The organism is Pantoea deleyi (assembly GCF_022647325.1).
In the GTDB taxonomy this organism is placed as follows: domain Bacteria; phylum Pseudomonadota; class Gammaproteobacteria; order Enterobacterales; family Enterobacteriaceae; genus Pantoea; species Pantoea deleyi.
This window is the reverse complement of the sequence record NZ_CP071407.1, coordinates 137,251-158,823: the sequence shown is the minus strand read 5'-3', so window position 1 is coordinate 158,823 and position 21,573 is coordinate 137,251. Positions and strand designations below refer to the sequence as shown.

Below are 21,573 nucleotides of genomic sequence, written 5' to 3'. Positions count from 1 at the left end.
AACGATATGTCTAAAACCTCGGTGAAATCTACCGCACTCGAACAACGGGTCAGCCTTGCACAGCATGGCTTTGCGCCGTGGTCGATGCAGATCCTCACTCGTTACGGGTTACTGCTGTTGTGTGTGCTGCTGGCGTTAATTTTTTCGGCGCTTTCCCCGACCTTTGCCTCGATGCTGACCGTGCAGGCGATTCTGTCCAGTAAGGCGAAAATTGCCCTGCTGGCGCTGGCGGCCACCCTGCCGATGATCGTGGGCAAAATCGACCTGAACGTCGGCTTTGGTATCGTGCTGTGGCACATTCTGGCCATTACGCTGCAGGTGGAATACGGTTTTTCGTGGCAGATGGCGGTGCTGACGGTGCTGATCCTCTCAGCGCTATACGGCCTGCTGAACGGTATCCTGGTGGCACTGGCCGACATTGACAGTTTTGTCGCCACGCTGGGCTCCGGCACGGTGCTGTATGCGATTGCGCTGTGGCACTCCGGTGGCCGGCAAATCGTGGGCGATCTGCCGGACGCCTTCAGCGCGCTGCACAGCACGGAGCTTGCCAGTATCCCGATTGGTGCCTTCTATGTGCTGGGCCTGGCGTTGCTGTTATGGCTGATTACAGAGCATACGCCGCTGGGCAGATGCATGTACGCCGTGGGCGGCAACCCGGTGGCGGCCCGACTCAACGGTATTGCGGTTAACAAATATGTAATCGGCTCCTTTATCGCCTCCAGCGTCATTACCGGCTTCAGCGGCGTGCTGATCGCGGCTGAACAGGGCGTCGGTCAGGCCAGCGTCGGCATGGACTACCTCTTACCGGCCTTAGTCGGCGCCTTCCTTGGCAGCACCACCATCCGTCCGGGCCGGGTTAACGTCTGGGGCACGGTGGTCGGGATTGCGATCCTGGCAATCGGTATTGCCGGCATCCAGCAGTTCGGCGGCGCCTTCTGGGTCGAGCCTCTCTTTAACGGTGCCACGCTGCTGCTGTCGATTACGCTCGCCGGCTACGCTCAGCGTCGCCGCATGTTGAATCAGAAAGCCGTCGTGCGCAGTCAGAGCACGCCAGCGACCACCCCAGACCCCCAGCAAAAAACCATCACACCAGGGAATTCATTATGAAAAATACGGTATCTGGTCTTTCTCTCGTTGCCATGATGGTAGCCTCTCTGTCTGCCCATGCAGAGAGCTATCTGGAACAGGCCACGGCGGCCGTCGCGAAAGCGACCGCCAGCGCAACCACCTGGGACGGCCCCACCACGGGCCCCACGCTCCAGGCGAATAAGAAGTTGATTTTTATCGCCTCCGATATGAAAAACGGCGGTGTGCAGGGGGTTCAGCAGGGGCTGAGCGAGGCGGCCAAAGTGGCGGGCTGGCAGCTGGATACGCTGGACGGCGCGGGATCGGTGAAAGATCAGCTCTCCGCACTGAATCAGGCAATCGCCCGGCGTCCGGACGGCATCATCATTGGCGGCTGGAACCCTAACGTCGCTAAAATGCCGCTCAAAAAAGCGGTCCAGCAAAAGATTGTGCTGATGGCCTGGCATGCAGAACCCGCGCCGGGGCCGATCAGGCAGTATGGCATTACGGATAACATCACCTCGGACTCAAACGAGGTGGCCCGCCTGGCGGCACAGTACGCTGTAGTGAAGTCAGGCGGCAAAGCCCAGGTCATTATCTTTACCGACTCGCTGTATAAAATCGCGCTGGATAAGGCCAATGCGATGAAGCAGGAAATTGAAAAATGCAGCGAGTGTAAAGTCATCGATTTTATCGATACGCCGCTGGCCGATACCGCTAACCGTATGCCGTCGCTGACCTTCAGTCTGTTACAGAAGTATGGCGACCGCTGGCAGTATTCGCTGGCCATTAACGATCTCTATTTCGACTTTATGGCACCGGCGCTGAAAACCGCAGGAAAAGGGGGCAAAAACGCGCCTTACAATGTCTCGGCAGGCGATGGCTCAGTCTCGGCCTTCCAGCGTATTCGCAACGGAGAAAGCCAGGTCGCTACCGTGGCGGAACCGTTAAAACTGCACGGCTGGCAACTGCTGGATGAGTTCAACCGCGCCTTTGCCGGTCAGCCCTCCTCTGGCTATGTGACGCCCGCGCACCTCATTACCCAGGAAAATATCAGCCAGGATGGCGGACCGCAGAATAACTACGATCCTGCTAACGGTTATCAGGCGCATTACAAAACCATCTGGGGCGTGAAGTAAGGGAGGCCAGCAGCATGCAGGTTGAAAAATTGTGTTCCCCTGCCATCTGGGCAGAAGGCCCGGTCTGGCTTCCGCAGGATGATGCGGTGGTCTTCAGCGATGTAAAAGGTAACCGCATGTACTGCTGGCAGCGCAACGGTGAACTCAGCATCTGGCGTCACCACGCGAACTACGCCAACGGTAATGCCCGGGACAGTCAGGGACGCGTGGTCAGTTGCGAACATGGCCGCCGGGCGATCAGCCGGACCGAAGCCGACGGCTCGGTCAATGTCCTGATCGATAAAGTCGAGGGCAAACGCTTTAACTCGCCCAACGATCTGGCGATCCGTTCTGATGGCACGATCTGGTTCACCGACCCGCCCTACGGCATCGTCAACGATCATGAAGGCTACCTGGCCCCCAGCCAGGTGATCGGCTGCTATCTCTACTGTTATGACCCCGGCAGCGGGCAGCTCACCATTGCGGCAAGCGATCTGCAACGCCCTAACGGGCTGGCATTCTCTCCCGATGAAAGCCTGCTCTATGTGGCCGATATGTCCGTAGTGGATTTCCCGACGCTGGGACGCCATCAGCTCCGCGTTTACCGGGTTGAAGGACAGGAACTCTCCGCCGGGCAATTTTTTGCCGATGTGACACCCGGCTTTCCGGACGGATTCTGTGTGGACAGCAACGGCGACATCTACTGCAGCTGCGCCGACGGCGTGATTATTTTTGACGCTCACGGGGCGCGTAAAAGCAAAATCCCGATCCCGGAGACGGTTTCCAACTGCACCCTTGGCGGACCCGACAACAATGAACTTTATATTACAGCCAACACCTCGCTCTACCGGGTAATTCTGCGCTAAAGCGCCCGATCTGGCAGAGCAGTACCCCGTCGCTATCCTGTCAGCGCGTCCGGCGCTGACGGCTTTGCTGCGGGCAAAATCCGGCAAAAAAGCCTGAGATCACAAAAGCCACACATAAAAATATCTTACTGATTTATAACAAATAATTCTGAGGTCATTTCTTTGACTGGCTCTGCTTTTCCCCATAGCATTTAGTTGAAATGACATTCCACATTATGAAACAGGCGGCAACGCCGGGAGTATTAGTCGTATGAGAATCAGCCATCAGCAGTTGTATAGGGAGTTTCTCCGCGTTCTCACGAGTCGCAACGTGCCGCAGGATAAAGCTGAAGCCTGCGCACAGATGTTTGCCGAGACCAGTCTCAACGGCGTCTATTCCCACGGCGTAAACCGCTTTCCGCGTTTTATTCAGCAACTGGACGCAGGCCATATCGTCCCCGAAGCCGATGCACAACAGGTTCTGTCGCTGGGCGCGATCGAGCAGTGGGATGCGCAGCGTGCGATTGGCAACGTCACCGCGCACCGCATGATGGATCGCGCCATGCAGGTGGCCACTGAGCACGGTATCGGCCTGGTGGCGCTGCGCAATGCCAATCACTGGATGCGGGGCGGCAGTTACGGCTGGCAGGCGGCGGAAAGAGGCTTTGTGGGGATTTGCTGGACGAACTCAATTGCCGTGATGCCGCCCTGGGGCGCAAAAAGCGGCGCTATCGGCACGAACCCGCTGATCATCGCCGTACCCGGTGAACCGATCACCATGGTGGATATGTCGATGTCGATGTTCTCCTACGGCATGCTGGAGGTGAACCGTCTGGCCGGGAAAAGCCTGCCGGTGGACGGCGGATTTGATGATGACGGCCACTACACCCGCGACCCGGCCACGCTGGAGAAAAACCGCCGCATCCTGCCTATGGGTTACTGGAAAGGCTCCGCGCTGTCAGTCGTGCTGGATATGCTGGCCACCCTCCTCTCCAACGGTGCCTCCGTCACTGAAGTGACTCACGACAACGGCGATGAATTCGGCATCTCGCAGGTCTTTATCGCCATCGATGTAGACCGGCTGATTGATGGCGAGACGCGCCAGCACAAACTCGACCGCATCCGTGCCTCCGTTATTAACGCGGAGCGGGCGAATAGCGAGCAGGCAATCCGCCTGCCCGGCGATAAGTTTCCGCCGCTGCGTGCCGAAAACCAGCGCCTGGGTATTCCGGTCGATGAACGCATCTGGGCGCGTATTCAGGCGCTGTAAGGAGAAAAACATGATCACCGGACATCTTTCGAACACCGACCCGCGTCACTACCCTCCAGCGATTGCACGGGCGATCGCCTGTCTTTCCCGGCAGGACCTGAGCAGCCTGGCCGCCGGGCGTTATCAGGACAGCGAAACGGGCTGGGTGATGCAGGTTCTGGATCTGCATACCGCCCCGCCTGAAGAGAACTATCCGGAGGCGCATCGCCTGCATATCGATGTGCAGTATCTGGTGGCGGGTGAAGAAGTGATCGGGGTCGCCACGCAGCCCCTTACTCTGCCCGTCCACCAGCCTTACGACAGCGAGCGCGACATCATCTTCTATCAGCACGCGCCGGATGAAACCCAGGTGCGCATGCTGCCAGGCACGTTTGCCGTGTTTTTTCCGCAGGATATTCATCGCCCGAACGGCTCGGCAGGCACTCCGGGGCCGATTCGCAAGGTGGTGATCAAGATCCCCACCCACGAGCTGGTCTAGGCAAGGAGGAATGCCATGAGTCTGACATCGACCGTCGTTAACCGTGAGAAAATCCCCGCCCTGCGCTGGTTGCGGATCATTCCGCCGATTCTCATCACCTGCATCATCTCTTATATGGATCGGGTCAATATCGCCTTTGCCATGCCGGGCGGCATGGACGCCGAACTGGGTATCAGCGCCTCGATGGCCGGGCTGGCGGGCGGCATTTTCTTCCTTGGTTATCTGTTCCTGCAGGTGCCGGGCGGCAGACTGGCCGTCTATGGCAACGGTAAACGCTTTATCGGCTGGTCACTGCTGGCCTGGGCGGTCATCTCGATCCTCACCGGGTTGGCCACCAGCCAGTATCAGCTGCTGGCGCTGCGCTTCGCGTTAGGTATTGCCGAAGGCGGAATGCTGCCGGTGGTGCTGACGATGATTGGCAACTGGTTTCCCGATGCAGAACGCGGCCGTGCCAATGCCATTGTGATTATGTTTGTGCCAATCGCCGGGATCATTACCGCCCCGCTCTCTGGCTGGATCATCACGCAGTGGGACTGGCGCATGCTGTTTTACGTGGAAGGCGCCCTGTCGCTGGTTGTCATGGCCCTGTGGCATTTCACCATCAGTAACCGGCCGCAGGAAGCAACGTGGATCTCGCCGGTGGAAAAGCACTACCTGATCACCACCCTGCACAACGAACAGCTGATGATCAAAGGGCAGAACGTGCGGAATGCCTCCCTGCTTCGCGTAATGCGCGAGCCGGTGATGTGGCGGCTGATTCTGGTGAATTTTTTCTACCAGACGGGCATTTATGGCTACACCCTGTGGCTGCCGACCATCCTGAAAGAGCTGACCCACGGCAACGTCGAACAGGTCGGTATGCTGGCTATCCTCCCCTACGTCGGCGCTATCTTCGGCATGTTTCTGTTTTCGGTTCTCTCGGATGCAACCGGCCGACGCAAGCTGTTTGTGGCGCTGCCGCTGGCGGGGTTTGCGCTGTGCATGGCGCTGTCTGTGCTGCTTAAAGCCCATGTCTGGTGGTCTTACGCGGCGCTGGTGGGCTGTGGCGTGTTTATCCAGTCTGCGGCGGGCGTGTTCTGGAGTATTCCCCCGCGCCTGTTCAATGCTGAAGTCGCGGGCGGAGCCCGTGGGCTGATCAACGCGCTTGGCAACCTGGGCGGCTTCTGCGGGCCATATATGGTGGGGATGCTGATCGCCTTTTACAGCAAAGATGCCGGGGTTTACAGCCTTGCCATTTCGCTGGCGCTGGCTGCACTGCTGGCGATGACGCTGCCTGCCCGTTGTGACACGGCGAAACGGGAGGCCCTATGAAACGCTGGCTGGGACTGGACTGCGGCGGCACCTTTATTAAAGCCGGACTTTACGATATTGCGGGCCGCGAACTGGCCGTTGCGCGGCAAAACCTGCCCGTACAGGTGCCGGAGCCGGGTTATGCCGAACGGGATATGACGCTGCTCTGGCAGCAGGCGGCCGCGGTGATCCGCGAGGTGCTGACCACCAGCGGTCAGGATGCGGCCGACATCGCAGGCCTGGGCATCTCTGCTCAGGGTAAAGGGCTGTTCCTGCTGGACAAAGAGCATAACCCGCTGGGGAATGGCATCTTATCCTCCGATCGCCGCGCCCTGAGCCTGGTCCGGCAGTGGCAGCATGAAGGCATGCCGCAACAGCTCTATCCGCTGACGCGCCAGACGCTGTGGACCGGCCACCCGGTTTCACTGCTGCGCTGGCTGAAGCTGCATCAGCCCGCGCGTTATGCCGCAATTGGCAGCGTGCTGATGGCCCATGACTATCTGCGCTTCTGCCTTACCGATGAGCTGGCGTGTGAAGAGACCAATATCTCCGAATCCAACCTCTACGATATGCAGACGGCAAACTGGTCGCCCGCGCTGGCAGAGATGCTGGGGATCGGCGAGATCCTCTCCGCGCTGCCCCCGATTATCGGGCCGACGCAGATTGCAGGTTATGTGACGGCGCAGGCCGCAGCCGCCTGCGGTTTGCTGCCCGGCACGCCCGTGGTCGGCGGTCTGTTTGACGTGATGTCCACGGCCCTCTGCGCCGGGCTGAATGACGCAACGCGCCTCAACGCGGTGATGGGCACCTGGTCGGTGACCAGCGGCATCACCGACTGCATCAGCGATGAAGCCGGCTATCCCTACGTCTATGGCCGCTATGCCATTGAGGGACAGTACCTGATCCATGAAGCCAGCCCGACGTCGGCGGCCAACCTGGAGTGGTTCTGTGCGCAGTGGGGCATCAGCGACTACCACTCACTGAATCAGTGGGTCGCGGAGCTGGAACCCGCCAGCAGCACGCTGCTGTTTCTGCCTTTCCTGTACGGCACCAACGCCGGTGCCGATCTGCACGGCAGCTTCTTTGGCCTGCAGGCGGGCCATACGCGCGCCCATCTGGTGCAGGCCATTTACGAAGGCGTGGTCTTTTCACACCTGACCCATCTCAACCGTATCCTGCAGCGCTTCCCCCAGGTGACCGCCCTGCGTCTGAGCGGCGGCCCCACGCGATCCGCGCCCTGGATGCAGATGTTTGCCGACGCCAGCGGCCTGACGGTGGAAGTGCCACAGATCAGCGAAAGCGGCTGTCTGGGGGCGGCACTGGTGGCGCTGGCCGGCACCGGCGCTTACGCCTCGCTGCAACAGGCGCAGCAGGCCCTGGCACCCGAAATCGTGATCTGGCAGCCAGACAGCGCACGACACGCCCGCTTTCAGCAGAAATATCAGCGTTATCAGCATCTGATCCGCATCCTGAGTGATGCACAAGGAGCCACCTTATGAGCCTGCCCCTACTCCAGCTGGCGCTGGATCATACCGATCTGGATGCGGCGCTGCGTACCGCACAGCAGCTTCACCCGCATGTGGACATCATCGAAGCAGGCACCCTGCTGTGCCTGAGCTGTGGAGTCGACGCCGTTCGCCGTCTGCGCCAGCAGCATCCTGAGAAAACGCTGGTGGCTGACTATAAAGTGGCGGATGCCGGCGGCACGCTGGCAGACATGGCCTTCAGGGCGGGTGCAAGCTGGATGACGGTCATCTGCGCCGCTCCGCTGGCCACCTTTGCCAGCGCGCTGGAAGTCGCGCAGCAGCACCAGGGCGATATTCAGATCGAACTCTTTGGCAACTGGACACTGGACGATGCCCGAAAATGGCGGCAGCTGGGGCTGAAACAGGCCATTTATCACCGTGGCCGGGATGCGCAGGCCAGCGGGCAGCAGTGGACCCAGCATGACCTGGACACCATGAAGGCGTTGTCAGATCTGGGTTTCGCGCTCTCCATCACCGGCGGGATCATCCCTGAGGACCTTTCGCAGTTTAAAGAGGTTGACGTCAAGGCATTTATCGCCGGGCGCGCCCTCAGCGATCCCGCCAGCGGCATCCCGCGCGCAGCAGCATTCCATCAGGCCATTGCCAGCATCTGGGGAACCCTATGAAACGCCATCATCCGTTAGGTATTTACGAAAAAGCCCTGCCCGCCAACCTCACCTGGCCTGAACGGCTCGCGCTGGCCAAAGCCTGTGGGTTTGATTTTGTCGAGATGTCGGTGGATGAAACCGACGCCAGGCTGGCACGCCTGAACTGGAGAAAAGAGCAGCGGCTGTCGCTGGTAAACGCCATGATTGAAACCGGCGTTACCATTCCCTCGATGTGCCTGTCGGGACATCGCCGCTTTCCTTTTGGCAGTCACGATCCGGTTACCCGCCAGCGTGCGGACGATCTGATCGATCAGGCGATTCAGCTGGCTAAGGATGTGGGTATCCGCACGATTCAGCTGGCCGGTTACGACGTCTATTACGAACCTCACGATGAGGGCACCGTGGCACGCTTCGCCGATGGGCTATCCCGCGCGGTGCAGCGTGCTGCTGCCGCGCAGGTGATGCTGGCGGTTGAGATCATGGACACCGAATTCATGAATGCGATCAGCAAGTGGAAAGTCTGGGAGCAGCAGCAGGGTTCACCGTGGTTTTCGGTCTATCCCGACGTCGGCAATCTCAGCGCATGGGGTAACGATGTTGCCGCGGAGCTGACCCTGGGCATCGACCGCATCGCCGCCATTCATCTGAAAGACACGCAACCCGTAACCGAAAGCTCGCCGGGGCAGTTTCGTGACGTGCCCTTTGGACAGGGCTGCGTCGATTTTGTCGGGGTCTTCCGCACGCTAAAAGCACTCAACTATCGCGGATCGTTCCTGATCGAGATGTGGACAGAAAAAGCAGAGGAGCCGGTGGCCGAAATCGTTCATGCCCGGCGCTGGATTGAACAAAGAATGCAGGAAGGAGGTTTACTATGAGCATCGCCGCAATGAAAGAACAGGTGCTGGCCGCGAATCTGGCGCTGCCACACCATAAGCTGGTGACCTTTACCTGGGGCAACGTCAGCGCGATAGATCGCACGCAGGGGCTGGTCGCCATCAAACCGTCCGGTGTGGAGTATGAAAATATGACCGTGGATGACATCGTGGTGGTGGAACTGGAAAGCGGACGCGTGGTTGAAGGCCGTAAAAAACCTTCGTCGGACACCAGGACTCATCTGGCTCTCTATCGCGCTTTTGAGGATATCGGCGGTATCGTGCATACCCATTCACGGCACGCGACCATCTGGGCCCAGGCGGGTCAGGACCTCCCCGCCTGGGGGACTACCCATGCCGACTACTTTTACGGCACGATCCCCTGTACCCGACAGATGACAGAAGCCGAAATCACGTATGAGTATGAGCACAATACCGGCGAAGTGATTATCGAGACGTTTGCGCAGCGCGGGTTATCTCCTGCGGCGATACCTGCGGTGCTGGTCAATTCACATGGCCCCTTCGCCTGGGGAAAAGACGCCGAAACCGCTGTACACAATGCGGTCGTTCTGGAAGAGATTGCCTATATGGGTATTTTCTCCCGACATCTCTCTCCGGCGATCCCCCTTATGCAGCAGCCCTTGCTGGACAAGCATTTTCTCAGAAAGCATGGGCCGGATGCCTGGTACGGGCAGTAAGTGGGGGTCGGTCTTAGACACGAAACGCAGTGCGCGGGCTTTTCATTGAGCGGGAACGAGTGGATGCACAGCGGATAATAATGGCGTCGGGATTACCCTGATTCACAATCGCTGTCTGAGAACGCGGGATGAGTTAATGAAGGGTTGCCGCAGGACTATTCCCGTTCCTCTCAAACGCGGATGTCAGGTTGATGGCATCCGCGTTACTTTTTCAGGTCAGCGGGGGGGGGGTTATGGGAGCAGCGGCGTTCAGTCAGTGCAGCTCCAGACGCATCATTTGTGTACCCTCAGGGAAATAACAATCTGTCAGGCTGACAGTGATTTCGCAAAACATACTGCCTCTTCGCGATCTACGTAGGGTCCGTAATTATTTATACGTACGTATCCGTTTCTCTGATAAAACTTTACAGCCCTCAAATTAGCATGTCGGGTTTCAAGCCAGAGTTCGTTATATCCCATATTTTTTGCGGCCGTTTCCAAAAAAGTCAGTAAGGCAGTGCCAGTACCGGAATGGCTACGATCCGAAAACATTCTTTTCAGTTCAGCGATATTCTCCGTTAAAGGCCGAATAGCGCCACATCCTATCGCGTTCCCTTTGCTGTCCCTCGCCAGCACCCACAACGATCTCTCCACATTCATTGCGTCAATGGTGAAATTGCTTTTGCCACTATCGCCGGTGATAGAAGCGAGCTCTGCCGACAGCTTTTCAATTAAATGGCGAGAGTCCGCTGAACGGGGATCTGATTTCTCTACTGTCATCATGCCAGTACTCTTCAGTATTAAAGACCTCAGGTCAGAATCAGAAGATATCATGCTTCAGGTTACGATGTTCAGCATGCATCCTTGTCACCCGAATCGTGATGATTTCATGACCGCCTCTGACTTCTGACAGACCTCATTCTGCCTGGCTATTCATCTGTGTGGTTCCTACAGAGTCAGAGGCAGGATGGCTTATCTCACCGTTCACTTAAGACCTGAATGATTTTCATCTGAATAATCCTCATTCCGTCATCTCATCAGCTTTTCCATCCCCCAACCTGCTTCAGCAGGACCGGTAATTATTCCGCCCTCCTGCCGCGCCGGGTTACGGCTAACAGGCATAGCCTTGTCGTTGCCAGCAAGCGCAAAGCGACCCTTCACATGAGATGGTTGGTTATTTTTACAGCGGCCTGACAGCGGATTTCCTGCCGGGGCAGATGACCGGCCGCGAGTCACAGAATCCTACTGTTTCACCGGCGTCACAGCCCCCGGAAAAGAGAGTTTTCGGCCTGAGTTCTGCGTTCAGAACATGCACGCTGAATGCATCAACTGTAATAAATCGATACCAATTAAATTGTGCGCAATTTATTTTTTGCGAACTCTGGAGTTTCCCACTTTTGCCGCCGATAGAGCCTGATACGGATGTCATGTCCGGTGAAACGATGACGTCTGCGACATAGCGGAGGCCAGCGGCTTTGATGAGGTAATCCTTCTGGCAGGACGCCGTCAGTCAGAGGTTGCCCTCCGGCAGCAGGATACGGCTGACAGATCTGAAGCAGACCCGGCTGAACATCAGTTAAGACAACACCAACATATACGGCAGCATTTCTTCATAACGAGAAAAATATGAAAATATCAACCCGCCTGACCGCAGGCTTTGGCCTGCTTATTCTCCTGTTTATTATCTGCACGGGAACCGCACTGCATGCGCTTAACCGTGCCCGCGCAGGGATGGACGTGATCGTCAACATCAAAATGAAAAAGTATCAGATCGCAGAAGAGATGCTGGGTGAAATAAGACAGATGGCGATCGACGTGAGGACGATTGGGCTGCTGACCGATCCGGACGCAATGAAACCGCTGGCAGAGCGCATGCAGGCAACACAGGCGCAGTTTACGGCAAACCGGGAGGCTTTAGGCGACCTGCTGGACAAGGACTCCCTTCCGGCCGGACGTGAGGCATTCAAAAGGCTGACGGAGACAGAGACGGCTTTCTTTACCACTTTCTCGAAAGCCAGCCAGCTCGGGCTGGCCAATCGTGATAAAGAGTTTTTAGAGGCGCTGACCAGAGAAGTTCAGCCTGTGCAGGACACCATGCTGAACAACCTGCTGGTCGTCACCGGAATCCAGCAGAAAACCAGCAGTGCGGAGGTGGCGAAGAACAGCGCTTTAGCCTCACAGTCATCCCTGATCCTGATTTTACTGGCTGCGGCATCCATTATTGTCAGCATCGGGGCCTGCGTTGTCATTATCAGAGTGCTGATGCGCCAGTTGGGCGGAGAACCCGCGCAGGCTCAGGCGCTGGCCTCGGCTATTGCATCAGGTGACCTGACGAGCCAGGTGGTGCTCCGCTCCGGGGATACAACCAGTATGCTGGCCTCTCTTGATGGCATGCAGACAAACCTTCGTGGGCTGGTGTCACAGATTAAGGATACCTCTGCCTCCGTCGCGCTGGCTGCCGATGAGATCGCTCAGGGCAACAGCGAACTGTCGTCGCGGACAGAACAGCAGGCCGCCGCGCTGCAGGAGACGGCCGCCAGCATGGAACAGTTAACCGCCACCGTGAAGAGCAACACCGCCGGAGCCGAGCAGACCGCTCAGTCCGCCCGCGGAACGGCGCAGCTCGCGCTTAAGGGCGGCTCGGACGTTCAGTTGATGTCTGCGACCATGCAGGAGATTTCCGTGAGCGCCACTAAGGTCCGTGACATCACGTCTGTGATCGAAAGCATCGCTTTCCAGACCAACATCCTGGCGCTGAACGCAGCGGTAGAGGCGGCGCGGGCGGGCGAAGACGGTCGTGGGTTCGCCGTGGTCGCCGGTGAGGTCCGCACGCTGGCGCAGCGAAGTGCGACGGCGGCGAAAGACATCAAAGCGCTAATCGAACATGCGGTGGAGCAGATTGAAAGCGGCGTCAGCGTGGCCTCTTCCACCGGCCAGAGCATTGAGGCGGTTGTCAGCATGGTCGGGGAACTCGCGGAAGCGATGGACAACATCTCGCTGGCCTCTTCGGAGCAGATGCAGGGGATTTCGCAGGTCAGTATCGCCGTCAGCCAGATGGATGGCGTGACGCAGAATAACGCAGTGCTTGTGGAGGAGTCCTCTTCCGCGTCGCAGTCGCTTTCTCAGCAGGCGCATGCCCTGCGCGGAATGGTTGAGACCTTCAGCGTCTGACAGACAATCCAGAGAAACAGTAAGCGGCTGGCAGCCCTCCCTCCGGGCTGCTGGCCTCTTTGGTTAGTCTGGCGAGACTGATTGCAGCGCTGATAGCCTGCGTTTTTTTAATGGCCCGCTGCACTCATGCTGCGGCGGGAATGTCTGTTATTAGCGGAGAGCTCAACGGATTGATACAACAAATCGGCACAGGCCGCATCAGGCTACTGCTTCACTGAACAGACTATTGTGGCGTGATCCCACCATTCATTCTCATTCACTGTCAGCGCCTCCACACTGAACTGCGCGCTCTGAATTTCATCCGTTAAATCCGTGAGTGGCATCAGCGTTCGCCAGGGCCGACCCTCTTTCAGTAGATGATGCCGGCGGGGATCATACGTGCCCCTGTCCTCAGAATAACGGGGAGTTCCACACATAGAACCGATCACAAATCGTCCACCGGGTCTGAGCAATCTTTTTACCTCCGCATAAAAACGTCTGCGCGCGTCATCTATCAGGCAATGTAAACAGCTGCCATCAATAATCAGTTCAAACATCCAGTCTGCGCAGGAGTGAATGTTGCAGACATCACCCACAATAAATTTCCCGGTCAGTCCGGCCTGATCAAAACGTTCTTCTGCCCATCGGATAGCCGTTTCTGACCAGTCTACTCCCCACACAGCATATCCTGATTCAGCAAGAGACTGGGCCGCCATGGCTCCATTCCCACATCCCAGTTCAAGCACCGCTGAGCCCGGCTCCGGTAAATACCGCTGTGTGTGAAGCCACCCAAATACTTTCTCCTGCTGTGCTTTGGCTCTGGGAAACCCTTCGCCAGCCCAGGCCGCTGCACCCTCTGCCCGGAGTTGCCTGTAATGTTTTTCATAAGGATTCATCTCAGCGATACCTTAAGTTCATACCCAGCCCATCCCTCAGCGTCCTTTATGCAGTCCGGCATCCGCTAAACAGGAAGTATTTGTCTGTCAGTGAAGCAGTACAGCCATCCCTCACGGTTGATATTAAACCTTTAATCTCTGCGGCAGGATGCAGCATACGTTTTACTTTTTGCATTCTTTTACCGCAGTCCGTTTTGAAAAGCCGTTGCCACAGTAAGAATCTGCTGTTCCGGAGAGATTAAATAAAATGATAACTATCACAATCAGAGTCCGGCAGGTATAAAAGAGGAGGCATTATTCTTACAAGGAAAGGTTATGAGTATTAGCAGAGTCTTACTGGTCCTGGTTTTTGCCGCCTGCCTGGCATTGTTAATTAAAGCGGGCTCCGTTCATTTCACCGACTATCTGGATGGCAGGATTGATAATCAGATAACCAAATGGGCTGAGGGTAAGTAAAGCTTAATGTAATCTGCAAGAAGAGGTCGCACTGTGCGGCCTTTTTTTATTGCTAATGCGCGGATGATTCCGCAACATGCCGCCCTCTGAACGCCCTTCGCTTTCAGGTAGCGGAAGGATTCGTCTCTCTCTTTGGTTTTCACCGTCTAAGATCGGTGATGTGTGACGTTTTTTGAAAAGGACTCCCCTGATGACTCTGACCCTGCTCTATACCCTCTTTCCGGTCACCGCTGCGATAGCGGGTGCGGGTATCGCGCTGTTCCGCCAGCCGGGTGAAAAGGTGATGAGCCTGATCCACCATTTCACCGCAGGTGTCATATTCTGCGCGGCTGCGACAGAGGTGCTGCCCGGCCTCAAACAACATTCAATGATGGCCGTCATCGCGGGGGGTGTCACCGGTGTGGTGCTGATGATGCTCATCCAGCACTTTGGCGAAAAAGCCGCCAGCAGTAAAGGGATGCTGATCGCGATCGGACTGGATATTTTTATCGATGGGCTTGTTTTGGGGATCAGCTTCGCGGCCGGGGCGAAAACCGGCCTCATGCTGACACTGGCGCTGACGCTTGAGATCCTTTTCCTCGGATTGTCGGTAGTGGAGGATTTGCGCGCCATGCTGGGCAGCGCAATTAAAGTATTACTGGCGGTTGCCGCTATCGCCCTGCTTCTGCCTGCTGGTGCGATCGCGGGCGCGCCAGTCGCCGACCTGGGTGAATTCTGGCTGACCTACTTCCTCTCATTTGGCCTGGTGGCACTGCTCTACCTGGTGACCGAAGAGCTTCTGGTCGAGGCGCACAAAGGCGATCGTGACACTCCGCTGGGCACGGCGATGTTTTTTGCAGGCTTTATGATACTGATGCTGATCGAAGAGGGGCTGTGATGAGCGGCTATGCGGCTGCGGGCAATCCTCCGCGTTCGTACCGGCTGCCGCTTCACCGCTGGTAACCCGGTCAGCACGGAAAAGCGTCCTCAGGGACGCTTTTCCTTTTTTCGGCAGCCGTCACCACGATTCTGCCGGGCGCTATCATCCGGCGCAGCACCCCGCCTGCGACTCCCGCGTTTTACCGTTTCCCGTCTGCTTAGGCTGCGACCCTCCCGGAGTTAACCCAGCTCGATGACGATTTTCCCGAAGGGGCCGCGTTCAAGCGCCGCCAGCGCGTCCGGCAACGCCTCCAGGGGGAAGGTGGAATCAATAACCGGTTTCAGTCCGATCTGATCCACGGCCCGGGTCAGATCCTCCAGCGCTCGACGATGTCCCACACCGATACCCTGAACCGTGGGTGATTTGAGCAGCAGTAATCCGCCGGGCGCGGCGGTATCGTGCGCATCCATCATCCCAATCAGAGAGATGCGGCCCTGTGAGGCCACCACGCGAACAGCGTTCGCAAAGTTACGACCGCCCACGGTTTCCACAACATGATCGATGCCGCGATCGTCTGTCAGGCGGTGAATGGCCGCAACCCACTCCTCTTTATGGCGGTTTATCGCGTGATCGGCCCCGAGCGCCAGCGCCGCAGCCCCTTTTTCATCACTGGATGAAGTCACGAAGACTTTTGCGCCGAGGGATTTTGCAATCTGCAGCGCGAATAGCGACACACCACCGGTGCCCTGCACCAGCACGGTTTCACCCGGTCGCAGACCGCCGCGTTCAACCAGCGCAAACCAGGCCGTCAGACCGGCACAGACCAGGGTACTGGCCCCGGCATCGGTCAGCGTCACCGGAGCGCTGACCAGCCAGTTTTCATGCAGGACCACATATTCGGCCAGCACGCCCTGAATCCCGTAACCCAGGGTGTTGTAATGGGGTTCTCTGGCATTGTTCTGAAGCCTGCCGTCGATCCAGTCCGCATTGAATGAGGAAATAACGCGATCGCCGGTGCGGAAGCGGGTCGTGTCCGGTCCGACCGCCTCAACCACGCCGGCCATGTCGGAACCTGGCGTCAGGGGCATGACCATCCCTTGCCCCATCCCGCCCTCAATAATAGCGTTATCACGATAGTTAAGCGCGACGGCTTTCACCCGCACCAGCACCTCGTGGGGGCCGGGCTGCGGAATATCGGTGTCGATCAGTGTCAGGGCAGAACGGCCGATCTGGTTTAACGTCCAGCGTTTCATAGTACGATTCACAGGGAATTTCTCCGGGCTGATAACAGAAACCGCATCGTACCACTGCCATCCAGGCGACAGTGGCGATACTATCTCCCTCAATTGATTCCTGAATGGCGACAATATGAAAAGCGAGATGAACAGCCTTCCGATCTTTGTGGCTGCGGCAGAGTCGGTGAGTTTTTCACAGGCGGCCCAAAAACTTCACGTCACCCGCTCGGCGGTGGCTAAAACGATTGCCAGGCTCGAGGCGCGGCTGGGCGTCACGCTTTTTAACCGCACCACCCGCAGCCAGAGCCTGACGGATGAGGGCACGCTTTTTTATGAAGCCTGCCGCCGGGCGCTGACTGAAATCCGCAGCGCGGAAGAGATCCTGGAGAGCGGAAAACTGCGGGTCAGCGGAAAACTCAGCGTCTCAGTGCCGGTGCTGTTCGGGCATCTCTGCATTTCTCCCCTGCTCTTTGCGCTGGCGAAAACGCATCCCGGTCTGGAGCTGGAGCTCTCTTTCAGCGATCGCCCGGTGGATTTAATTGAAGAGGGATTTGATCTGGCCGTCCGCATCGGCACCCTCTCTGACAGCAGCCGTCTGGTTGCCCGTAAACTCGCCTCGCATAGCATGGTTCTCTGCGCGTCTCCCGACTATCTTCAGCGGGCCGGTACCCCGGCCTCACCGGATGAACTGGTGAAGCATGACGCGGTGGCCTATATCCGTTCAGGGCAGCTGCTCCGGTGGCGGATCAGAAACGAGCACGGCGGGATCACCGAGATCCTGCCGTCCGCCCGGTTCAGAATGGATGATATGCAGGCAGTGCGGGATATCACGCTGGCAGGGGGCGGGATCGCCTGGCTGCCCTACTGGCTGGTGCGGGATGCGCTCATCAGCGGCGATCTGACGCAGCTCTTTGAAGCGTGGCCCTCTGAAAACCAGAACGTCTATGCGGTCTGGCCGCACACGCCGCACCTCTCGCTGAAAGTCAGGCTGGCCGTGGATAAGCTGGTCAGCGCGCTGCCGGCCATGATGAGCGCAGCGGAAAGCCGCCACTGATCGCGCTCTGCGGTCAGCGGCGTGTAAGAAGCACATCCCAGCACGCAGGATAATCATCCGCTAACCGCGGGCGCTGAGGGTTCAGCCGGTGATGCCAGCCAGCGTCACCGAGGCACCGCCGCAGACAATGACCAGAACATTCGCGTCCGGATTAAAGGTTACTTTGCGATCGTACAGCAGCGACAGCGACACACCGCAGGCAGGCTCGGTCAGTACCCGATGATCGTCAAGAAAGCGGCGGCTGGCCCTCAGCGCTTCGTCATCTGAGACGACTCTGCTTCTGACATCCAGCCGGGTAGCCACGTTAAATACGTTTTCACACACCTGACTGGCCGCCAGAGTAGTGGCGATACCGCTGACCTTATCCAGCCGCACAAGCTGACCGGCATTCAGAGAGGCGTTCAGCGAGGCCGTGCCCTCGGTTTCCACCGCATAGATCGGGATGTGGCTCAGCTGGTGATTTTCCAGCCCTTTCGCGATGCCGGATAACAGGCTGCCACCGCCTACGGAGAGAATGACCGCATCCGGTCTGACGCCTTCGCTGATAACCTCATCCACCAGCGTGCTGATCCCTTCCCATAAAAGAGGATGGTCAAACGGATGCACATAAATCTGCTCTTCTGTCGCCAGCGACAGGGCGTAATCGTTGGCTTCACTCCAGATTTTTCCATGAACGATAAGCCTGGCGCCTTCCTGTTCAATCAGCTCTCTGGCTCTGGCGGAGGTGGTTTCCGGCACCACGACGGTGACGGGTAATCCCAGCCTGCGGCCACTGTGCGCCACCGCGATACCTGCGTTACCGCCGGAGGAACTGATAAACCCTTTCGCGCCCTTCTCTGCATAATGACGGCATACATGCCCTGCGCTTCTGAGCTTAAACGAGCCGGTCGGCTGCGACGATTCCATCTTGAGCCAGACGTGAGCGCCGCAATGCTGACTTAACGGCAGAGAATGAATCAGAGGGGTCCGGATAGCGATGTCCATGAATTTTACCCTTATGTTTATACGCGTGACTGCGGGTTCAGGCCTGACCGAGCATTCCTGATCGGCGAGGAAAGCACAAGAGGCATTAACGTAATCGGCCTTTTCTCCCGGACTGTGCCCGGAAAACGGCCGGGGCAGTCGCCGGACACAGTTGCCTGCGGGCCTGCGGGACCAATGAACCGGCAACAGCTGATTCTCATTTGTTGGCGGTGTCAGCAGCGGGAAAATATCAGCGAAGGAATAGGGGGAGTATCCGGCGGCTGCAACGTTCAGGTCGCGTGCCGAGCGCGCCTCTCTGCCGCCAGGCGGGGCCGGAATAAGTGACATCCACACGAGGTGGATGTCATCTTCAGAAACAGACGTCACGCGGTGAGGCGGGCGTGACGATATCGTCACGCCGGGGTGATTATGCGTGCGCCACGTCGGCGTTGATTTTAAAGACGCTGACGCTGGAGAGCAGCATCTCAGCCTGACGCTGCAGCGCCTGCGCGGCGGCGGTTGACTCCTGAGAAAGCGCCGCGTTTTGCTGTGTTGCGGCGTCCATGTGCGTTACCGCCAGGTTAACCTGGTCGATACCGACACTCTGCTCATTACTGGCCGATGAGACGTTTTCAATCAGGTCGCTGACCTGATAGATCCGGGAGATGATCTCCTCCATCGTCGTTCCCGCATTCTTCACCAGTTCATGTCCGTGACCGACAGAGGTCACGGAACGTTCAATCAGCCCGCGGACATCCTTCGCAGCTTTCGCCGAACGCTGGGCCAGCGCGCGAACTTCTGCCGCCACGACCGCGAATCCACGCCCTTCACTGCCCGCCCGCGCCGCCTCTACCGCGGCGTTCAGCGCCAGGATATTGGTCTGGAAGGCGATGCCATCGATAACGGTAATGATCTGATTGATCTCGCTGGAGAACTGCTGGATTTCGCTCATGGTGTGGACCACCTTTTCCACCACGTCGCCGCCCTGTACGGCAAAGTGGCGGGCATCCTGGGCAATCCCGCTGGCATGCTGCGCGTTCTGCGCGTTGTTCTTCACAACCGAGGTCAGCTCCTCCATGGAGGCGGCGGTCTCTTCAAGGGCGCCAGCCTGCGCCTCATTACGCGCCGAAAGTTCCTGGCTGCCCTGTGCAATCTGAACAGAGGCCGACGCGATGGTTTCCGTGCCGCTACGCACACCGGCGACAATGGCCGTCAGGCTGCTGTTCATCTCACGCAGGGCGGTCATCAGCTCGGCCGTTTCGTCACGTCCGCTGGGGCGGATCACCGTCTGCAAATCGCCGGCGGCCACCGTACGTGCGATGCTGACCGCTTCGCGCAACGGATGCGTGATGCTGCGGATCAACCAGAACGTGATCACGATGCCGGAGAGCAGGATAGCGGCCATCGCCATCCACAAAGTCATGCGGGTTTCACGATACTGGGCCAGGTTCTGCGCCGCCATCTGCTGGTTGAGCTTCTGCGCATGCGCCAGGGTGCGGTGAACCACATCATCAATCATCCTGGTGGGCTCACGATCGATGCCGTTCACCTGACGGTCGACCAGCTGGGCGCTGGCGGCGTTATGGATATCGTAAGCCTGCAGCGCTGCCAGATATTTTTCTCTCAGTCCGGCATGCAGTGCGATAGTCTGCCTGACCGGAGCCGTATCCATGCCGAGTTCGGGCTGTAGCACCAGCAGACGCTGGAGCAGTGCCTGGGTTTTATCACTCTGCGCCAGAAAAGCGGTTTTGTACTTATTAAATTTCTCTTCTCCCTGCGCGCCGCGCAGCAGGGTGTTTTTCCACTCCTGCACCTGAATCTTGAACTGAACCTGTGCATTCCGCGCCGTATCGATACTTTCCGCCACGCGCGTTTCACTCGTCATAATGTCAATATTGTTCTGCAGCGCCTCAGCGTTCAGGTTGATCCCCCGCAGACCGACAAACATCGTTGCCAGCAGCAGGATGGCGGCCATCACGCTCAGTCTTTGCCCTATCGTAAAGTGATTAAGTCTCATAATTTTTCCATGATAAAAACAACCCTGCCCCGGTATATCCCGGTACGGCTGTTATCGTCATGCGGTTATGCGGACTTTACGCCGACAACGAGATTTAAAAAAACCTTCATAAAGCGGTCAATCCCCCGGCGGCAGCGCGCTGTATGCGCATTCTTATGAAGAAAAGAGGCGGACGCAGGCCGGTTTTCCGGCTGGCAACCCGGCCGATGATGATGAAGAGAGCAGCGTGAATCCCGCACCGGCAGATCTTCCCACGGGCAGGACGGTGACCGGTGAACTTTACGCACCTGTAAACCAGACTCGAAAAACAGAGTTTACATAAGGTATGATTGCGGGCTCTTTATCTTTCTATCTGTGTGTTATGCAACTTATTAAACTCAAGAGTGTGGACAGTACTAACACTGAAGCCAGACGCCGTGTTCACTCATCAGGCCGGATGAATTTTGCCGTTTCGGCTGAAATGCAGACGGCTGGCCGGGGACGCTTCAACCGGGTGTGGCAGACACCGGAAGGCAATATTGCCGTGACGCTGGTGGTTCCCCGTCCGGAACAGCGTCAGGATATCGCCTCACTGTCGCTGGTGGCGGGCCTCGCTATCCACGATGCACTGAGTCTCTACATCAGCAACGCCGATATCCGCATCAAATGGCCCAACGATATCCTCGTAAACGGCGCCAAAATCAGCGGCACGCTGATCGAAGCCGACAGCAAGGCGCTCTACATCGGTATCGGCATTAACCGCGTCGCCGCGCCCGCCGATGTCCCTTATGCCACCGCCACGCTTGAGCAGTTCAGCAAAAACAGTGCCGATCAGATTCTCGACATGCTTATCGCCCGCTGGCAGGACTACTTTGAACTCTGGTCCGGAATGGGTTTTGCCGCGCTGAAGAATGCCTATGAAACCCGCATGTATGGCCTTAATACGCAGCTCACGATCTCACTGGATGCCGAAAAATCGCTGACCCACACGGGCGTGTGTCGCGGTATTGATGAGCACGGCAATATCCTGCTAGAGGGCGGGAATAAGGGTGTTCAGCCCTACAGCTATGGCGACATACTGGTTCTGGATTAACCTTCACTGACTTCTGCTTCTGATCCCCTTTTTACCGATCAGAACTTCGGGTCAGCAGATACGCTGAATGCCGTTTCGGATGAACAGCGGGTGACCAGAAATAAACGGGCGGATAAGAGGGA

At 57.7% G+C, this 21,573-nt stretch carries 20 protein-coding genes; 15 read left to right on the top strand and 5 right to left on the bottom strand.

Annotation, left to right across the window (positions count from 1 at the left end; all coding sequences use genetic code 11):
- The first annotated feature begins 6 nt into the window (after positions 1-6).
- The 10 genes from J1C59_RS20015 (at position 7) to araD (ending at position 9,770) form a co-directional block, all read left to right on the top strand.
- Positions 7-1,107, top strand: a complete 1,101-nt coding sequence (locus J1C59_RS20015; RefSeq protein WP_140917101.1) for an ABC transporter permease — start codon at positions 7-9, stop codon at positions 1,105-1,107.
- On the top strand, positions 1,104-2,204 hold the full coding sequence (locus tag J1C59_RS20010) for an ABC transporter substrate-binding protein (RefSeq protein ID WP_128085353.1): 1,101 nt from the start codon (positions 1,104-1,106) through the stop codon (positions 2,202-2,204). The genes J1C59_RS20015 and J1C59_RS20010 overlap by 4 nt, the downstream gene beginning before the upstream one ends.
- A gap of 14 nt (positions 2,205-2,218) precedes the next feature.
- Positions 2,219-3,049: an SMP-30/gluconolactonase/LRE family protein gene (locus J1C59_RS20005; RefSeq protein ID WP_128085352.1), complete on the top strand. Its 831-nt coding sequence runs from the start codon at positions 2,219-2,221 to the stop codon at positions 3,047-3,049.
- Between the two features lie 250 nt (positions 3,050-3,299).
- A complete protein-coding gene (yiaK, locus tag J1C59_RS20000; RefSeq protein WP_128085351.1) occupies positions 3,300-4,298 on the top strand; it encodes a 3-dehydro-L-gulonate 2-dehydrogenase in 999 nt (332 codons plus the stop codon).
- Between the two features lie 10 nt (positions 4,299-4,308).
- Complete coding sequence (locus J1C59_RS19995; protein WP_128085350.1) at positions 4,309-4,776, top strand: NanQ anomerase/TabA/YiaL family protein; 468 nt, start codon at positions 4,309-4,311, stop codon at positions 4,774-4,776.
- A gap of 15 nt (positions 4,777-4,791) precedes the next feature.
- Positions 4,792-6,087 carry an MFS transporter gene (locus J1C59_RS19990; protein ID WP_128085349.1) on the top strand — a complete coding sequence of 432 codons (1,296 nt, stop codon included), beginning with the start codon at positions 4,792-4,794 and terminating at the stop codon, positions 6,085-6,087.
- Positions 6,084-7,565 (top strand): FGGY-family carbohydrate kinase, encoded by a 1,482-nt coding sequence (locus J1C59_RS19985; protein WP_128085348.1) that lies wholly within the window; start codon positions 6,084-6,086, stop codon positions 7,563-7,565. The genes J1C59_RS19990 and J1C59_RS19985 overlap by 4 nt, the downstream gene beginning before the upstream one ends.
- Positions 7,562-8,218 (top strand): 3-keto-L-gulonate-6-phosphate decarboxylase UlaD, encoded by a 657-nt coding sequence (gene ulaD / locus J1C59_RS19980; protein ID WP_128085347.1) that lies wholly within the window; start codon positions 7,562-7,564, stop codon positions 8,216-8,218. Before J1C59_RS19985 ends, ulaD begins: the two co-directional genes overlap by 4 nt.
- Positions 8,215-9,075, top strand: coding sequence for an L-ribulose-5-phosphate 3-epimerase (locus J1C59_RS19975; protein ID WP_128085346.1), 861 nt, complete (start codon positions 8,215-8,217; stop codon positions 9,073-9,075). The genes ulaD and J1C59_RS19975 overlap by 4 nt, the downstream gene beginning before the upstream one ends.
- Positions 9,072-9,770 (top strand): L-ribulose-5-phosphate 4-epimerase, encoded by a 699-nt coding sequence (araD, locus tag J1C59_RS19970; RefSeq protein WP_128085345.1) that lies wholly within the window; start codon positions 9,072-9,074, stop codon positions 9,768-9,770. The genes J1C59_RS19975 and araD overlap by 4 nt, the downstream gene beginning before the upstream one ends.
- Positions 9,771-10,076: 306 nt before the next feature.
- Here araD and J1C59_RS19965 read toward each other — a convergent pair whose 3' ends face one another.
- Positions 10,077-10,532, bottom strand: a complete 456-nt coding sequence (locus J1C59_RS19965; protein WP_128085344.1) for a GNAT family N-acetyltransferase — start codon at positions 10,530-10,532, stop codon at positions 10,077-10,079.
- 843 nt (positions 10,533-11,375) lie between these two features.
- On the opposite strand from J1C59_RS19965, the gene J1C59_RS19960 reads away from it, so the two are divergent.
- The gene (locus J1C59_RS19960) at positions 11,376-12,920 is read left to right on the top strand and encodes a methyl-accepting chemotaxis protein (protein ID WP_128085343.1); all 1,545 of its coding nucleotides are present in this window, start codon (positions 11,376-11,378) and stop codon (positions 12,918-12,920) included.
- 203 nt (positions 12,921-13,123) lie between these two features.
- On the opposite strand, the gene J1C59_RS19955 is transcribed toward J1C59_RS19960, so the two are convergent.
- Positions 13,124-13,795 carry a class I SAM-dependent methyltransferase gene (locus tag J1C59_RS19955; protein WP_128085342.1) on the bottom strand — a complete coding sequence of 224 codons (672 nt, stop codon included), beginning with the start codon at positions 13,793-13,795 and terminating at the stop codon, positions 13,124-13,126.
- A 315-nt stretch (positions 13,796-14,110) separates the two neighbouring features.
- On the opposite strand from J1C59_RS19955, the gene J1C59_RS19950 reads away from it, so the two are divergent.
- Positions 14,111-14,251, top strand: a complete 141-nt coding sequence (locus J1C59_RS19950; RefSeq protein ID WP_158086878.1) for a hypothetical protein — start codon at positions 14,111-14,113, stop codon at positions 14,249-14,251.
- A 190-nt stretch (positions 14,252-14,441) separates the two neighbouring features.
- Entirely contained in the window at positions 14,442-15,128 is a 687-nt protein-coding gene (locus J1C59_RS19945) for a ZIP family metal transporter (RefSeq protein ID WP_128085341.1), read from the top strand.
- 221 nt (positions 15,129-15,349) lie between these two features.
- On the opposite strand, the gene J1C59_RS19940 is transcribed toward J1C59_RS19945, so the two are convergent.
- Positions 15,350-16,375 carry a zinc-dependent alcohol dehydrogenase family protein gene (locus J1C59_RS19940; protein WP_128085340.1) on the bottom strand — a complete coding sequence of 342 codons (1,026 nt, stop codon included), beginning with the start codon at positions 16,373-16,375 and terminating at the stop codon, positions 15,350-15,352.
- 103 nt (positions 16,376-16,478) lie between these two features.
- Here J1C59_RS19940 and J1C59_RS19935 point away from each other — a divergent pair, with 103 nt between their 5' ends.
- The gene (locus J1C59_RS19935) at positions 16,479-17,399 is read left to right on the top strand and encodes a LysR family transcriptional regulator (RefSeq protein WP_128085339.1); all 921 of its coding nucleotides are present in this window, start codon (positions 16,479-16,481) and stop codon (positions 17,397-17,399) included.
- A gap of 81 nt (positions 17,400-17,480) precedes the next feature.
- On the opposite strand, the gene J1C59_RS19930 is transcribed toward J1C59_RS19935, so the two are convergent.
- Positions 17,481-18,383, bottom strand: a complete 903-nt coding sequence (locus J1C59_RS19930) for a pyridoxal-phosphate dependent enzyme (RefSeq protein ID WP_128085338.1) — start codon at positions 18,381-18,383, stop codon at positions 17,481-17,483.
- 406 nt (positions 18,384-18,789) lie between these two features.
- Positions 18,790-20,379, bottom strand: coding sequence for a methyl-accepting chemotaxis protein (locus J1C59_RS19925; RefSeq protein WP_140917102.1), 1,590 nt, complete (start codon positions 20,377-20,379; stop codon positions 18,790-18,792).
- Between the two features lie 325 nt (positions 20,380-20,704).
- Here J1C59_RS19925 and J1C59_RS19920 point away from each other — a divergent pair, with 325 nt between their 5' ends.
- Positions 20,705-21,451: a biotin--[acetyl-CoA-carboxylase] ligase gene (locus J1C59_RS19920; RefSeq protein WP_128085337.1), complete on the top strand. Its 747-nt coding sequence runs from the start codon at positions 20,705-20,707 to the stop codon at positions 21,449-21,451.
- Positions 21,452-21,573 lie beyond the last annotated feature (122 nt).